Annotated in this window: 14 protein-coding genes and 1 pseudogene; 6 read left to right on the forward strand and 9 right to left on the reverse strand. The window is 73.4% G+C overall.

Going from position 1 to position 15,113, the window contains the following annotated elements; translation table 11 throughout:
- Positions 1 to 325: 325 nt before the first annotated feature.
- The 3 genes from ACZ52R_RS37575 to ACZ52R_RS37585 all read right to left on the reverse strand — a co-directional run bounded on the left by ACZ52R_RS37575 (position 326) and on the right by ACZ52R_RS37585 (position 3,998).
- Positions 326 to 1,054: a hypothetical protein gene (locus tag ACZ52R_RS37575; RefSeq protein ID WP_465622024.1), complete on the reverse strand. Its 729-nt coding sequence runs from the start codon at positions 1,052 to 1,054 to the stop codon at positions 326 to 328.
- A 114-nt stretch (positions 1,055 to 1,168) separates the two neighbouring features.
- Positions 1,169 to 1,708, reverse strand: coding sequence for a PadR family transcriptional regulator (locus tag ACZ52R_RS37580; protein WP_465622026.1), 540 nt, complete (start codon positions 1,706 to 1,708; stop codon positions 1,169 to 1,171).
- A 247-nt stretch (positions 1,709 to 1,955) separates the two neighbouring features.
- Positions 1,956 to 3,998 (reverse strand): oxidoreductase, encoded by a 2,043-nt coding sequence (locus ACZ52R_RS37585; protein ID WP_465755027.1) that lies wholly within the window; start codon positions 3,996 to 3,998, stop codon positions 1,956 to 1,958.
- Between the two features lie 250 nt (positions 3,999 to 4,248).
- On the opposite strand from ACZ52R_RS37585, the gene ACZ52R_RS37590 reads away from it, so the two are divergent.
- On the forward strand, positions 4,249 to 5,484 hold the full coding sequence (locus ACZ52R_RS37590) for an FAD binding domain-containing protein (RefSeq protein ID WP_465622029.1): 1,236 nt from the start codon (positions 4,249 to 4,251) through the stop codon (positions 5,482 to 5,484).
- Between the two features lie 31 nt (positions 5,485 to 5,515).
- Here ACZ52R_RS37590 and ACZ52R_RS37595 read toward each other — a convergent pair whose 3' ends face one another.
- Positions 5,516 to 6,091 carry a TerD family protein gene (locus tag ACZ52R_RS37595; protein ID WP_360490494.1) on the reverse strand — a complete coding sequence of 192 codons (576 nt, stop codon included), beginning with the start codon at positions 6,089 to 6,091 and terminating at the stop codon, positions 5,516 to 5,518.
- Between the two features lie 265 nt (positions 6,092 to 6,356).
- Here ACZ52R_RS37595 and ACZ52R_RS37600 point away from each other — a divergent pair, with 265 nt between their 5' ends.
- Complete coding sequence (locus tag ACZ52R_RS37600; RefSeq protein WP_465622031.1) at positions 6,357 to 6,650, forward strand: hypothetical protein; 294 nt, start codon at positions 6,357 to 6,359, stop codon at positions 6,648 to 6,650.
- Positions 6,651 to 6,740: 90 nt separating this feature from the next.
- Positions 6,741 to 7,235 carry a hypothetical protein gene (locus tag ACZ52R_RS37605; RefSeq protein ID WP_465755028.1) on the forward strand — a complete coding sequence of 165 codons (495 nt, stop codon included), beginning with the start codon at positions 6,741 to 6,743 and terminating at the stop codon, positions 7,233 to 7,235.
- Here the strand turns inward: ACZ52R_RS37605 and ACZ52R_RS37610 are convergent.
- Positions 7,223 to 8,782: a glycerol-3-phosphate dehydrogenase/oxidase gene (locus tag ACZ52R_RS37610; RefSeq protein ID WP_465755029.1), complete on the reverse strand. Its 1,560-nt coding sequence runs from the start codon at positions 8,780 to 8,782 to the stop codon at positions 7,223 to 7,225. The two genes, ACZ52R_RS37605 and ACZ52R_RS37610, sit on opposite strands and share 13 nt — an antisense overlap.
- Positions 8,779 to 9,381 (reverse strand): TetR/AcrR family transcriptional regulator, encoded by a 603-nt coding sequence (locus ACZ52R_RS37615; RefSeq protein WP_360490506.1) that lies wholly within the window; start codon positions 9,379 to 9,381, stop codon positions 8,779 to 8,781. Before ACZ52R_RS37615 ends, ACZ52R_RS37610 begins: the two co-directional genes overlap by 4 nt.
- Before the next feature lie 74 nt (positions 9,382 to 9,455).
- Between ACZ52R_RS37615 and ACZ52R_RS37620 the strand changes: the two genes are divergently transcribed.
- Together ACZ52R_RS37620 and ACZ52R_RS37625 are read left to right on the forward strand one after the other, a co-directional pair.
- Positions 9,456 to 11,024 (forward strand): FAD-binding oxidoreductase, encoded by a 1,569-nt coding sequence (locus tag ACZ52R_RS37620; protein WP_465755030.1) that lies wholly within the window; start codon positions 9,456 to 9,458, stop codon positions 11,022 to 11,024.
- Positions 11,021 to 11,947 (forward strand): diacylglycerol kinase, encoded by a 927-nt coding sequence (locus tag ACZ52R_RS37625; protein WP_465755031.1) that lies wholly within the window; start codon positions 11,021 to 11,023, stop codon positions 11,945 to 11,947. Before ACZ52R_RS37620 ends, ACZ52R_RS37625 begins: the two co-directional genes overlap by 4 nt.
- A gap of 181 nt (positions 11,948 to 12,128) precedes the next feature.
- On the opposite strand, the gene ACZ52R_RS37630 is transcribed toward ACZ52R_RS37625, so the two are convergent.
- The 3 genes from ACZ52R_RS37630 to ACZ52R_RS37640 all read right to left on the reverse strand — a co-directional run bounded on the left by ACZ52R_RS37630 (position 12,129) and on the right by ACZ52R_RS37640 (position 14,380).
- Entirely contained in the window at positions 12,129 to 12,464 is a 336-nt protein-coding gene (locus ACZ52R_RS37630; protein ID WP_465622040.1) for a hypothetical protein, read from the reverse strand.
- A 151-nt stretch (positions 12,465 to 12,615) separates the two neighbouring features.
- Positions 12,616 to 13,536, reverse strand: a complete 921-nt coding sequence (locus ACZ52R_RS37635; RefSeq protein WP_465622041.1) for a DUF6891 domain-containing protein — start codon at positions 13,534 to 13,536, stop codon at positions 12,616 to 12,618.
- A 301-nt stretch (positions 13,537 to 13,837) separates the two neighbouring features.
- Positions 13,838 to 14,380: a GNAT family N-acetyltransferase gene (locus ACZ52R_RS37640; protein WP_465755033.1), complete on the reverse strand. Its 543-nt coding sequence runs from the start codon at positions 14,378 to 14,380 to the stop codon at positions 13,838 to 13,840.
- 335 nt (positions 14,381 to 14,715) lie between these two features.
- Between ACZ52R_RS37640 and ACZ52R_RS37645 the strand changes: the two are divergent.
- Positions 14,716 to 15,030 (forward strand): annotated as a pseudogene (locus ACZ52R_RS37645) (MFS transporter); the annotation flags it as partial.
- Positions 15,031 to 15,113: the final 83 nt, after the last annotated feature.

Below are 15,113 nucleotides of genomic sequence, written 5' to 3' on the forward strand. Positions count from 1 at the left end.
GCGGCTTTGAGAGGCGGGGCTTTGAGGGGCGCGGCCAGTCGACTCGCACCCTCCGGTTCACCGCGCAGGAGCAGACCTGGCCGGTCTGCGGGTCGAAGGAGAAGCTACCCAGGTACCGGCCCCGGGTGACCGACCGGTCGAACAGCTCGCTGTGCTACCAGTTCCTGGGCCCCAGTGGCCGTAGCCGACGTCCTCCACCGCGCCGTACCGCCAGGTGTCGGCGAGCGTCACCGCCGTGCACGATGTGTCCCCACCGCACGCGGCGAGGCACGCGGCGGGGAGCAGGGCCACCTCGAGCACACGTCCTTCAGGAACCCGACCGAAGTCAGACCCGCATGCCCTGGGTGGCCACGACGGTGGGCGGGGTGGTGCTGCCGGCGGTGGTGCCGAGGGTGCGCTCGACCTTGGCCACGGCGGTGCGGTACTGCATCGAGGCGGTCTGCGAGGAGGCGCCCTCGCGCTGGAAGTAGCCGAAGGCCATCGCGACCGTGCCGAAGCGCTCGATGCCGATGAAGGCGTTGAGTTGGACGCCGGCCAGGGTGCCGTCGAGGCGAACCGCGGGGGCGTCCTGGCGGTCGCCGAGGGTGATCGGGGTGACGGTGAAGGTCACCGTGTCCTCGGTGCCGGCGTTGAAGGTGATGTTGTGGCAGCTTCGGAGGGCGTCGGCCACGCTGTTGAAGTCGGCGGCGAGCCGATCGGGCGCCTCGGCGGCGAGGGCCTCGGTCACCATCGGGTTGCCGTCCGGGCCGTCGAGTTCGGTCTCGGCGCGCGGGTTCGCGAGGCCGGGCTGGGTGGCGTGCATGTTGATCAAGGCACTGAGCGCGTCACAGCCGCTGACCGGGCTCGGGTTGTCGCCCGGGCTGGGGCTCTGGGTGGCGGGTGCCTCGGTGAAATCTGGGCCGAGGTCGGCCGCGGTGAGCAGGGCAGATTTCAGCTGGTCGGCGGAGGGGAGCTCCTGGGTGGGCGCGGCCGACGCCAGGTGGGCCGGGCCCAGAGCGACCGCCACGACGACGGCCGCGGCGGTGATGGCGTGGAGAGGCCTAGGAAGAGACATACGGGCCCCCGGTCGAGAGTTCGGGCAGGGACAAGGCAACCAGTGTCCCACCGGCGGCTGGGCGCGGCGCGCGGGGCGGGCATCTTCGCAGGTCAGGGCCGGGTGCGGCGAGGGTCAGGCATGGTCCGGGGAGAGGGCTTCGAGGGTCTCGGCGAGCCACTCCAGCCAGAAGGTCTCCAGCCCGATCCCGGCCCGCAGCACCGCGTGCTGGAGCCGGTTCTCGCCGTCCGCCTTCTCGGCCGGGAAGTCGCGTCGCTCGATCTCCAGGTAGTCGGCCAACTGCGCGCGGTGAAGCGCCAGATGGCGCTCCAGCTCGGCCGTCAGGCCGTCCGCGCCGACCACCGCCGCCGCCCGCAGCCGCAGCAGCAGCGGCTCCCGGACGGCGCGCGGGGCGGCGCCCTCGGCCGTCCAGCGGACCAGTTCGGCACGGCCCTCCGGCAGGACCTCGTACTCCTTCTTCTGCCCGCGCACCGGCGCGTCCGGCCGAAGGGCCCGGATGTGACCGGAGGCCTCCAGCCGGCCCAGCTCGCGGTAGATCTGCTGGTGGGTGGCGGGCCAGAAGAAGGCGATCGACTTGTCGAACCGCCTGGTCAGTTCCAGCCCCGAGGACGGCTTCTCCAGGAGGGCGGTGAGGATGGCGTGCGGCAGCGACATGCGGACGATCCTAGGGGCGCATGAGCGGGTCGGATGGCTGCGGGCCGTGAGCGGGTCTCATGGAGCGAGGCCATGAGCAGGCCTCATGGGGCACGCTCATGAGAAGGTCTCATGGCCGCGCGCATGAACAAGTCTCATGGGGCACGCCCATGAACGGATCTCATGACCGCCCCCCATGAGCAGGTCACATGGCCCGGTCACATGAGCGCGTGCATGAGCAGCCCTCATGCACGCGCCCATGAGCCGCTCAGAGCGAGGCGGCCAGTTCGGTGCCCTGCTTGATGGCCCGCTTGGCGTCCAGCTCGGCGGCCACGTCGGCGCCGCCGATCAGGTGCACTGCCAGGCCGCGCTCGCGCAGCGCCTCGTACAGGTCGCGGCGCGGCTCCTGGCCGGTGCAGAGCACCACGGTGTCGACCGGGATCAGCTGGCGCTCACCGTCCACGGTGATGTGCAGGCCGGCGTCGTCGATCAGGTCGTACGTCACGCCGGGGACCATCACCACGCCGCGGTGCTTGAGCTCGGTGCGGTGGATCCAGCCGGTGGTCTTGCCGAGCCCGGCGCCGACCTTGCTGGTCTTGCGCTGCAGCAGGTGGACGCTGCGCGGGGGCTTCGGGCGCTCGGGGGCGCGCAGGCCGCCACGCTCGCGGTATTCCGGGTCGATGCCCCACTTGGCCTGGAACACCGGCGGGTTGAGGCTCGCCTGGTCGCCCTGGTCGGTGAGGAACTCGGCCACGTCGAAGCCGATGCCGCCCGCGCCGAGGATGGCGACCCGCTCGCCGACGGGCGCGCCGTCGCGCAGCACGTCGAGGTAGCCGACCACGCTGGGGTGGTCGATCCCGGGGAGGTCGGCGGGGGTGCGCGGGGTGACGCCGGCGGCGAGGACGAGGTCGTCGTAGCCCGCTTCGGCCAGCTGTTCGGCGGTGGCGGTGGCCCCGAGGCGCAGCGTGACGCCCAGTTCGGCGAGCCGGGTGCGGTAGTAGCGCAGCGTCTCGTCGAACTCCTCCTTGCCGGGGATGCGCCGGGCCACGTTCAGCTGTCCGCCGACCGTCTCGGCGGCGTCGTACAGCGTGACCTCGTGGCCGCGCTCGGCGGCGGAGACGGCGAAGGCGAGGCCGGCCGGGCCGGCGCCGACGACGCCGACGCGCTTGCGCACCTTGGTGGGCGCGAGGACGAGTTCGGTCTCGTGGCAGGCGCGCGGGTTGACCAGGCAGGAGGTGATCTTGAGGCTGAAGGTGTGGTCCAGGCAGGCCTGGTTGCAGCCGATGCAGGTGTTGATGGCGTCGGCGCGGTCGTCGCGGGCCTTGGCGACGAAGTCGGCGTCGGCGAGCAGCGGGCGGGCCATCGAGACCAGGTCCGCGTTGCCCTCGGCGAGCAGGCTTTCGGCGATCTCGGGGGTGTTGATGCGGTTGGTGGTGACCAGCGGGATGCCGACCTTGCCCATGACCTTCTTGGTCACCCAGGCGAAGGCGCCGCGCGGCACCGAGGTGGCGATGGTCGGGATGCGGGCCTCGTGCCAGCCGATGCCGCTGTTGATGATGGTCGCCCCGGCGGCTTCGACGGCCTGGGCGAGCCGGATCACCTCGTCCAGGGTGGAGCCGCCCGGCACCAGGTCGAGCATGGAGAGGCGGTAGACGATGATGAAGTCGTCGCCGACCCGCTCGCGGACCCGGCGGACGATCTCCACCGGGAAGCGCATCCGCCGCTCGTACGGGCCGCCCCACTCGTCGTCGCGCCGGTTGGTCGCGGCGACGATGAACTCGTTGACCAGATAGCCCTCGGAGCCCATGATCTCGACGCCGTCGTACCCGGCTCGGCGGGCGAGTTCGGCGCAGCGGGCGAAGTCCTCGATGGTCTGCTCGACCTGTTCGGCCGTGAGCTCGTTGGGCACGAAGGGGCTGATCGGGGCCTGGAGGGCGCTGGGGGCGACGAGGTCGGGGTGGTAGGCGTAGCGGCCGAAGTGCAGGATCTGCAGGGCGATCTTCCCGCCCGCGGCGTGCACCGCGTCGGTGACCAGGCGGTGCCGGTCGGCTTCTTCCTCGGTGGTCAGCATCGCACCGCCTTCCCAGGGGCGTCCGGCCTCGTTGGGGGCGATGCCGCCGGTGACGATCAGGCCGACGCCCCCACGGGCGCGCTCGGCGTAGAAGGCGGCCATCCGCTCGTAGCCGTGGGGGGCTTCTTCCAGGCCGACGTGCATCGAGCCCATGATCACGCGGTTGGGCAGGGTGGTGAAGCCGAGGTCGAGTGGGCTGAGCAGGTGCGGGTAGCGGCTGCTGCCGGGGGTGGCGCTCATCGACGTCTCCTGGGGCGCGGGCTGGGTGTCGTGGTTACCGCAGGGTAAGGGGACGGGTCGATCGGTTGCAACTAGTTGCATAAAGCGGGGGAAGCCCAGCGGCCACGGCCCGAACCGGCCGCCCTGCGGCTCGGACCTGCCGCCCCGGACCGAACCGACCGAACGCCGCGCGGACGGCGGGACGCCCGCGTATCGTCGTGTCCCGGACATCGCGGGCTCGGGAGAGGGGGCGGCCGTGCGGGGTGGTTCGGTGGCCGTGGTCGGGGGCAGCATCGCCGGGAGCGCGTTCGCCGGGGCCGCCGCCCGGCTGGGCGCGGAACGGGTCGTGGTGCTGGAACGCAGCCCGGGCCGACTGGAGGACCGCGGCGTGGGCATCTGCACCCACAACGACCGCTTCGACGAACTGGTCCGCGCCGGGCACCTCGCCGCGGACACCCGCCGCCACCGCCTCACCGTCCGCCGCTGGACCACCCGGGGACCGGCCGACGAGGGCGACGGCCCGGACGGGCGCGGGCGGGTGCTCTGGGACCAGCCGTTCCCGTTCCACTCCCACCACTGGGCCGTCCTCTGGCAGGCCCTGCGCGAGCGCAAACCCGAGCAGGTCGAGTACCGGCTGGGCACCACCGTCACCGCGGTCGGCGGCGACGAGCAGGGCGCCTGGGCCGAGGACGCCGACGGCGGCCGCCACGCCTACGACCTGGTGATCGGCGCGGACGGCTACCGCTCGGTGGTCCGCGCCGCCGTCTGCCCGCAGGCCGCGCCCGAGTACGCCGGGTACGTGTGCTGGCGCGGCAGCTACGACGCCGCACTGCTCGACGGGCTTCCCGGCGGGGCCGCGGTCTGGCCGGAGGAGGAGTGCATCACCGTCTGCTACCGCGGCGGACAGGTCGTGATCTACCGCATCCCCGGGCTGGACCCCGGCCGCACCCAGGTGAACTGGGTCTTCTACGCACCTACCCCGGCCTGGCTGCGCCTGGACGGCCCGACCAGCCTCCCGGCGGGCGCCCTCACCGACGGGCGGCTGGACGAGCTGCGGCAGCTCGCGGAGCGGCACCTGCCGCCGTACTGGGCTGGGCTGGTCACCCTCACCCCGCGTGAACGGACCTTCCTGCAGCCCGTCTACGACCTGGCGACCCCGCGCCGCACGGCCGGGCGGCTGCTCATCGGCGGGGACGCGGCCACCGTCGTGCGCCCGCACAACACGAGCGGGGCGGTGAAGGCTATGCAGGACGCACACGCCTTCGAGCAGGCCGGACGGGCCGCCGGCTCCTGGTCGTCCCTACTGGCCGCGTACGACCGCGAACGGAGCGCGGCCGGCCGGGAGTTGGTGGACCTGGGCCGGACGCTCGGCCGGGCGCAGGTCACCGAGGCACCGGACTGGTCGACCATGGACGAGCCCGCGATGACCGCCTGGTGGCAGCACCAGCTCACCGGCAGCGGGGGTTTCGGCGGCCACGCGCTCGGACGGACCGAACCTTCCGCGTGACCACCGAAACCCGCCGGCTCCGGCGCGAGGATCAGACGTTGACGCCGTAGTCGGTCGCGATGCCGCGAAGGCCGGAGGCGTAGCCCTGGCCGATGGCGCGGAACTTCCACTCGGCGCCGTTGCGGTACAGCTCTCCGAAGACCATCGCGGTCTCGGTCGAGGCGTCCTCGGACAGGTCGTAGCGCGCGATCTCCTGGCCGTTGGCCTGGTTGACGATCCGGATGAACGCGTTGCGGACCTGACCGAAGCTCTGCAGCCGGGCGTCGGCGTCGTAGATCGACACCGGGAAGACCACCTTGGCCACGTCGGCCGGCACCCGGTCCAGGTCGACCTTGATCTGCTCGTCGTCGCCGTCGCCGCCACCGGTCAGGTTGTCGCCGCTGTGCTCGACCGAACCGTCGGGGCTGCGAAGGTTGTTGAAGAACACGAAGTGCTGGTCCGAGATCACCTTGCCGAGCGCGTTGCACAGCAGCGCACTGGCGTCCAGGTCGTAGTCGGCCCCGGTGGTGGTGCGCACGTCCCAGCCGAGACCCACGATCACGGCGCTCAGACCGGGCGCCTCCTTGCTCAGCGAGACGTTGCCGCCCTTGGCCAGTGAAACTCCCACAATGCCCTCCTCTGATCTCTCCCTGCGGACGAATCTACAACACTGTAGAGATCACGAGAATCCGCCTGAAGGCGGGCTCCGCCCCGGGAATTTCTCCGGGTCCTTTTCAGGGACTCCGACGGGAACCGATCGAGGGGAACCCGAGGCCGGACCGACCGGACCGACCGGACCGACCGGGGCGCCGGGGCGGTGCGGCCGACCTAGACTGGCGGTGGTTCCCCGATTCCCGGTTCCCCCGGCTGCGGCGCCCTCGCGGGAGGTTCCCATGCGCCAGCGGTACAGCTTCCACGTCGACCAGGGCGGACACTCCGTGACCGTCAACGTCCGCTCCGGCTGGATCACCGAGACCGAGCTGCTGGTGGACGGCAAGGAGTGCGCCTTCCACCGCGTCCACGGGCACGGCAGCTACCCGCTGACCCTCGCCGCCCAGCTCGCCGAGGAACCGCCCCGGCCGCTCGCGGTGACCCTGGACCGCACCGGCAGTGCCGAGCAGCCGCTCTCCTGCGTCCTGGAGCTCGCCGGCACCGAGCTCCCCATGCCGGAGCACGCGGCCCGCTGAAACCGTCCGTGCGGGTGGTTTGCCCGTGAATGCGCCGAAACCCTACGATCTCCCATTCGCATGTTCCACCCTCCCCCATGAGAGCCCCGCATGCCCTCCTCCGCGACCCCCCACGCCTCGGACTCCCCGGACGCCTCGGGCTGCCCCGACGCCCCGGACTCCCCCGACGCCTTCGCCGTCTTCGACGACCTGCTGCGCGAAGCGATGACCGGAGCCGAGCGCTTCGGCCACCGCCGGCACGTCCGCCTCACCTGGCTCGCGGTCCGCCGGCACGGCGCCGCCACCGCCCTCGGCCTGATCGGCGACGGCATCCGGCGCACCGCCACCAAGGCCGGGGCGCCGCAGAAGTTCCACGTCACCATGACCCGGGCCTGGGTCGAGCTGGTGGCCCACCACGCCGACGGCGCACCGGTTTTCGAGGAGCGCGAGGACTTCGAGGCGTTCGCGGCCCGCCATCCCGAGCTGCTCGACAAGGAGCTGCTCGCCCGCCACTACCGGCCCGGAACGCTCGCGAGCGAGCAGGCCCGGACCAGCTGGGTCGAACCGGACCTGACGCCCTTCCCCTGGGCCGATCAGCCGTCCTGACACTCCGTCAGAATCTCTTCGACCACCTTCCGTGCCCGTTCCGCGTCCTCCGCGACCAGCCCGATCCGGGTGCGGCGGTCGAGCACGTCGGCGGCGTCCAGCGCGCCCTCGTGGGTGACCGCGTACGCGATCTCGGCGCGCGTGACGTCCAGACCCTCGGTCACCGGCACCGACTCCCCCGCCGCCAGCACCTCGTGGGCGGCGCCGCCGTGCCGGGCGAGCAGTGAGGAGGGCGCCTTCTGCGCGGGCAGGGGTCGGCTGTCCCGGTGTCCGGGGGCGCCGACCAGTGGCAGCCGCGCCGTCCAGCAGGTCCGAGCGGGCAGACCGCGCAGCCGGACGGCGGCATCCACCGCGTCCTCGGCCATCCGGCGGTAGGTGGTGAGCTTGCCGCCGACCACGGTGACCAACCCGGACGGGGACTCCAGCACCGCGTGCTCGCGCGAGATGTCGGCGGTGCTGCCGCCCCCGGTGTCGATCAGCGGGCGCAGCCCGGCGTAGGCCCCGCGCACGTCCGCCCTGGTCAGCGCGGTGGCGAGGGCGGCGTTGACGGTGTCGAGGAGGAAGGTCAGCTCGGCCTCGGCGGGCTGCGGCTCGTCCGGGATCGGGCCCGGGGCGTCCTCGTCGGTCAGGCCGATCGCGACCCGGCCGAGCTGCTGCGGCAGGGCGAACACGAAGCGGCTGGTCGAGCCGGGCACCGGCACGGTGAGGGCGGCGGTCGGATTCCCCAGCATCCCCGCGTCCACCAGGACATGGGTGCCACGGCTCGGACGCAACGTGATCGAGGTGTCCACCTCACCCGCCCAGACGCCGGTGGCGTTGACCACCGCGCCCGCCCGGACGGCCAGTTCCTGTCCGGTCAGCGTGTCGACGAGCCGGGCGGAGGTGCCGGTCACCGCCTCGGCCCGGACCCTGGTCAGCACGCTCGCGCCGTACTGCGCGGCGGTTCGCGCCAGGGCGACCACCAGCCGTGCGTCGTCCACGAGTTGGCCGTCGTGCGCGACGAGCGCGCCGCGCAGGCCCGCGGTCCGGACGCCCGGCACCAGCTGTCGGGTGCGGGCCGCGTCGATCCGGCGCATCCGGGGCAGCAGCGCGCCCGGCGTGCCGGCGCTGACCCGCAGCGCGTCGCCGGCGTGGAAGCCCGCGCGGATCAGCGCGCCCTGCCCGGGGCGCAGCAAGTCCGGGAGCAGAGGCACCAGTTGGGGCAGCGCGCGGATCAGGTGCGGGGCGGTGCGGGTCATCAGCACGCCGCGCTCGACCGCGCTCTCCCGGGCCACCTTGATCCTGCCGGAGGCGAGGTAGCGCAGTCCGCCGTGCACCAGCTTGGAGCTCCAGCGGCTGGTGCCGAAGGCCAGGTCGCGGGACTCGACCAGCACCGTGCGCAGGCCGCGCGAGGCGGCGTCCAGGGCCACCCCGGCGCCGGTGACACCGCCGCCGATCACCAGCAGGTCGATGTGCGGGTCGTCGCCGAGCGCCTCGAGTTCCAGCGTGCGGCGTGCGGCGTTGAGTCGGCTGGTCCCCGCGAAGGGGCCGACGGCGGGCGTCGTCATGGTGCGAGGTATCCGTTCAGCGCTCTGGCCAGTTCGCGCCGCCAGGCCGCCTCTGGCAGCAGGGAGGCGACCATGCGGTGCGACTGGACGGTGGACTGGGCGATCAGCAGGACCATGGCGGCCAGTTCGAGCGGCTCCCCGGCGCGGACCGAGCCGTGCGCCTGGCCCCGCTCGATGCCGCTGCGCAGCGCCTCCAGCAGGCCGCGCTGGCTGGCGCCGAGCCGCTCGACCACGTACTCGAGCAGCAGGTCGGAGTCCTCGGAGTGGAGCAGCGCGCCGAGCACCGGGTGGTCGCGCAGCCGGACGGCGACCTCGACGACCCGTTCCACGAGGGTCTCCCGGTCCTGGACGTCCAGCGAGGCGCCCTCCAGGGTGGCCAGGATCTCCCGGGTGAGCAGCGCGCCGATCACCGCCCGGACGTCCGGCCAGCGCCGGTAGACGGTCGGCCGGCTGACCCCGGCGCGGCGCGCGATCTCGGCCAACTGCGTGCGGCGCACGCCGAGGTGGACGAGCAGGTCGGCGGCGGCGTCCAGGATCGCGTCGTCGGTGCTGCGGGGCTGCCCGGCTGCTGCCGCCGGCTCGGCGTTACTACTTGACATGATGTGTGAAACTGTAACGCATGGCACCTGAGACGCAAGCGGGACCGGCGGGCGCCGCTCTTCCGCTCCCCCCGATGAAGTGGGACGCCTGGGGCGACCCGGCCCTGGCCAAGGAGCTGTCCGCCGACATCAAGGGACTGCTCGCCGCGGCCCTCGGCGTCACCGGCGACGCAGCCCCCGGGCCGAGCGCCGAGGAGGTCGTACTGCACCCGTCCCGGACCTCCGCCGAGGACCTCAAGGCACTCGCCGCCGCCGTCGGCGAGACCCACGTCAGCACCGCCGACGCCGACCGCCTGCCGCGCGCCGGCGGCAAGTCCACCCCCGACCTGCTGCGCCGCCGCAGCCGCGAGCCGCAGGACGCGCCCGACGCCGTCGTGCTGCCCGGCAGCGAGCAGGAGGTCGCCGCCGTCCTCGCGGTGTGCGCCGAACGCCGCATCGCCGTCGTCCCCTTCGGCGGCGGCACCAGCGTCGTCGGCGGCCTCGACCCCGAGCGAGGCCCCTTCCACGCCGTCGTCTCGCTCGACCTGCGCCGCTTCGACGAACTGCTCGACCTGGACGAGACCTCCGGCGAGGCCGTCCTCGGCGCCGGCCTCACCGGCCCGGCCGCCGAAGCACTGCTCGCCGAACGCGGTTGGGAACTCGGCCACTACCCGCAGAGCTTCCGCTACGCCACCATCGGCGGCTTCGCGGCCACCCGCTCCTCCGGCCAGGACTCCGCCGGGTACGGGCGCTTCGACGAGATGGTGCGCGGCCTGCGGGTGGTCACCCCTGCCGGGGTGCTCGACCTCGGCCGCGCCCCCGCCTCCGCCGCCGGCCCCGACCTGCGCCAGCTCTTCCTCGGCTCCGAGGGCACCCTCGGCGTGATCACCGCCGTCCGGCTGCGCGTCCACCCGCTGCCCGCCGTCAAGGCCTACGAGGCGTGGAGCTTCCCCGACTTCGCCACCGGGACGGCCGCGCTGCGCGCCGTCGAGCAGCAGGGCACCGGCCCGACCGTGATCCGGCTCTCCGACGAGGCCGAGACCATGGTCAACCTCGCCATGACCGAACAGATCGGCGGCAGCCCGACCGTCAGCGGCTGCCTGGCCGTCACCGTCTTCGAAGGCAGCGCCGAACAGGTCGCCGCCCGGCACCGTGCCACCCGCGAGGCGCTGCTCGCCGCCGGCGCCACCTCGCTCGGCGAAGCCCCCGCCCGGGCCTGGGAACACGGCCGGTTCAACGCGCCCTACCTGCGCGACTCACTGCTCGGCGCGGGGGCGCTGTGCGAAACCCTGGAGACGGCCGCCGGCTGGAGCCGACTGCCGGCCCTGCGGGCCGCCGTCACCGAGGCACTCACCGCCGCCCTGCCCGGCGCGCTCGTGCTCTGCCACATCTCGCACGTCTACCCGACCGGTGCCTCGCTCTACTTCACCGTCGTCGCCGCCCTCGGCGAGGACCCGCTCACCCGCTGGGGCGCCGCCAAGCGCGCCGCCGGGGACGCCATCGTCGGCGCGGGCGGCACCATCACCCACCACCACGCCGTCGGCGCCGACCACCGGCCCTGGATGACCGACGAGGTCGGCGACCTGGGCGTCCGCATCCTGCGCGCCGTCAAGACCGAGCTCGACCCGGCGGGCATCCTCAACCCCGGCAAGCTGATCCCATGAACCGGGCTCATGGGGCGGACGGCCCGAGAACCGTCCGCAGGGTCGCCGTTCTCACCAACCCGGCGGCGGGCGCCGGCCACGCCGGCCCCGCCGCGGAGCGGGCCGTCGCCCGCCTGCGCTCCCTCGGCATCGACGCCGAACCCCACGCCGGGCGCTCCGCCGACGACGCCGTCCGCCTCGCCCGCGAAGCGGCCGCGGACGGTGTGGACGCGGTCGCCGTGGTCGGCGGTGACGGCATGATCAACCTCGCCCTGCAGGCCCTCGCCGGCACCACCGTCCCGCTCGGCGTGATACCGGCCGGCACCGGCAACGACCACGCCCGCGCGTACGGCCTCCCGCTCGACGCCCCCGAGGCCGCCGCCGACATCATCGCCGCCGGCCGCATCCGCACCGTCGACCTCGGCCGGGTCACCGGTCCGGACGGGTCCGTCCGCCGGTTCGGCTCCATCCTCGCCACCGGCTTCGACTCCCTGGTCAGCGACCGCACCAACCGCCTGCGCTGGCCACGCGGCCGGATGCGCTACAACCTCGCCATCCTCATCGAGTTCGCCAACCTGCGCCCGCTCCCGTTCCGGATCACTCTCGCCGACGGCACCGTCATCGAACGCGACCTCACCCTCGCCGCCGTCGGCAACACCCGCAGCTACGGCGGCGGCATGCTCATGTGCCCGGACGCCCTCCCGGACGACGGCCTACTCGACGTCACCCTCGTCGACGCCATGCCCCGCCTGCGCATCGCCCGGTTCTTCCCCACCCTCTTCAAAGGCACCCACACCACCCGCCCCGAGGTCACCACCCTGCGCACCGAGTCCCTGCGCATCGATTCCCCGGGCATCACCGCCTACGCCGACGGAGAATTCATCGCACCCCTGCCGGTCGAGGTCACGGTGGAAAGGAACGCCCTGCACCTGCTGGTGCCGTGACCCGATGCCGCGGTCCGGTCCGCCGACCTCCTGGCCTGCTGGTCGGCCGGACCGGGGCACCGGTCATCCGTCCTCATGGGAAGAGGCGCGCCGGCCGCTCGGACGCCGACCGGTCCGGCTGCCAGGACGGTCCGCCGGGATCACCGACAGGACGTCATCGCTCACGTCCCGGCTTCCTTCCTCACGGCCGCCGCACCGGGTTGGCCGCCTCGACCCGCCGCGCCCAGCGGCGGACCAGCGGGTTGGCGTCGTGGTCCGGGGAACCGTCGAGGATGTCCACGCCCGCCGTGGCACCCGGGCCGGCGCTCATGACCGCGTTGAGCAGGTAGCCCAGCAGCGCGCCGAGGTCCCTTCGACGGGCGTCCGGGGTGCCGAGCACCTGCCAGGCCCAGCCGACGGCCACCGCCGCCACCCGCCGGTCCTCCCAGGCCCGCCCCCGCCGGGCGTCCGCGATCACCTGCCGCCGCACACTCCTCGGCAACGCCCCCCACAGCTCCCGCGCGTTGCTCCGCGGCACCCGCCCCCGCTCCATCATGCTGCTCCCCCGTTCCGTCGAACGTTACCGAACACCGTCGGACACCGTCGAACACCGTCGGACGCCGTCGGACGCCGTCGGACGCCGTCGGGCACCGTTATCGGCCCCGGAGGATACGGCAGTTCAGGTCCGATCACCCGCCCAGGCGGCGGCGCCAGAGCAGGGGGCGAATCTCGATCGCGTGCGACGGGTCGCCGTTCCAGACCGTGGGCAGGCCGGCGGCGGTGAGGGCGGCGACAACCTCGTGGCCGACGGCCGTGGCGGTCGACGGGGAGCCGTCGAAGCCGCCGTAGAGGAGAGACAGGCCGTGGCCGGCGGCGGCGGATTCGGTGCACTGGGAGTGGAAGTAGACGAAGCCGCGGGCGTCCGGGGCGCCGGCCGCGCCGATCTCTGCCTCGCCGCAGGACCGGCAGCAGGTGAAGTCCTCCCGGGCCGTGATGCCGCTCGCCTCCAGGGCGGCGAAGGCGTGGGCGAGGCGCTCCGGATCGGTGTCGCCGATCCAGCCGGTCTGCTCGCCGACGCGCTCCAGCCAGAGCCGGTCGGCGAGTTGCTCGGCCTGCGCACGCGAGAGGGGACGGAGGCCGCCCGACACCAGGTACTCCTCGGCCTCCTCGGCCAGCCGGGCGCGGTCGGTGTAGCCGCAGGCCAGGGTCAGGCGCAGCCGGTCCTCCAACTCCCGCCGCTCGCCCGCTCCCAGCTCCACCGGCGGTACGGGCTCCGGCACCGGGCCCATGTCGAGTAGCTGCCAGTCCAGGCCGTCACCCCAGCCCGCCTCGCCGCGCGCCCAGGCCGTCATCGCCTCGGCCACCGGCCCGGGCCCGTCCAGCCGCACCTCGAAGTGCCGCTGGGCGGAGCCGTCGCGGTGCTCCAGCGTGTAGCCCTCGCCGTCGGAGTGCCACACCTGGATGTACACGTCCGGCAGGTCCGGTATCCGCTCCAGGACGAGGAAGCGGTCGTCCTCCGCGCCGATGCCCCGGACCAGTCCCGCCAACTCGTCCGCGCTCGGTCGGGAACGCCGCTTCCCGTCGTTCGTCTGCACCGTGATCGCCAGCATGGGGCCACCCTTGCACACCCCACTGACAATCGCGCCGCCCGATCCCGCAGTTCAGGCCCGGTGCGAGCGGGGCCGGTCGGCCAGGTGCGCGACGGCCTCCGCCGCCTGGGCGGCGAACCTCGCGCCATCCACGGCCAGGCGATCGGACGGCGCCGACGCTCTTGGTGCCGGTGGGTTCGCCGGCTCCCGGTCGGCGCTGAGGACCCGTGACCCGGTGTCGGTGATATCGGTGACGTCGGTGCTGACGGTGATCCGGTCGGAGGCGGTCCACACGGCCGACCGGAAGGCCCGGTCCCCTCCCCTAGGACAGACGGTCCTCTCGGCGCAGCCGGAAGACCACGTTGCGGCGCAGCGGACCGTCCGGGGCGGCGGGGTCGTCGAAGTCCTCAGCGGGGTCGTGGGTCATGCCGAGGCGGCGCATCACCGACTGGGAGCGCTGGTTGGCGGCCGTGGTGATGGCGAGGACCTCGGGGAGGCCGAGGGCGTCGAAGCCGTACGCCAGGACGGCGCGGGCCGCCTCCGTGGCGTAGCCGTGTCCCCAGGCGGAGCGGGCCAGGCGCCAGCCGATCTCGACGCCGTCGACCGGGTCCGTCTCCTCGATGTCGTCCAGGCCCACGAAGCCGACGAACTCGCCGCTGTCCCGTACTTCGACGGCCAGCCAGCCGTACCCCCGCCGCTCGATCGCCGCTTCGAAGCGTGCCACCGACGCGTCGCTCCGCTCCCGGGTGAGCGGGCCGCCCAGGTGCTCGCGGATCTCGGGGTCAGCGTTCATCGCGGCCCACGGGACGAGGTCCGACTCGCGCCAGCGGCGGATCAGCAGGCGTTCGGTGCGCAGCTCGGTCAGCGGTCGGTTCAGCGGTTCGGCCTGCGGTCGGTTCAGCGGTTCGTTCATGCGGCCAACCCAACGGCATCCTGACCTCTCGGGCAAACGGAAATAACTCCGGTGCCGGGACGGCCGCCCGTCGGGTAGCGTACGGAGCATGTCGAGCCCTGAGGCATCCAGGGTGGGGACTTTCGGTCACGCCGTCAGCCCCCTGAACCCCCGCAGCCGTTGAAGCGCTGAGCGCTGAAATGCCGTGCGCGAGCGCGGGCCCGGCCGCGAAAGCGTGCGCCCTCGGGGGCTGAGCGCGGTGACGAGACCCCGTTCCTCGTTGCTTCTCCTCGTTCCGGAGCCCCTCGATGCCCCTTCCGCTCTATCTGCTCGCCCTGGCCGTCTTCGCCATGGGCACCTCGGAGTTCATGCTCGCCGGTCTGCTGCCGGACCTCGCCGACGATCTCGGCGTCACCGTCGGCACGGCGGGCGGCCTCACCTCGGCTTTCGCGGTCGGGATGGCCGTCGGCGCGCCGCTGATGGCCGCGCTCGCCCGCAGCCGGCCGGGGCGCGGCAGCCTGCTCGGGTTCGTCCTGGCGTTCGCGGCGGCTCACGCCGTGGGCGCCCTGACCTCGAGCTTCCCGGTGCTGTTGTCGACCCGGGTGGTGGCCGCGCTAGCCTCCGTGTTTCGGTTCGCGTCGGCTGATCTGGGGTGATCCCTGTGTCGGGGGTTGTGGGGCTGCCGTGGGACGTTGGGCATGCCGAG

The organism is Kitasatospora sp. NPDC034023 (assembly GCF_055575795.1).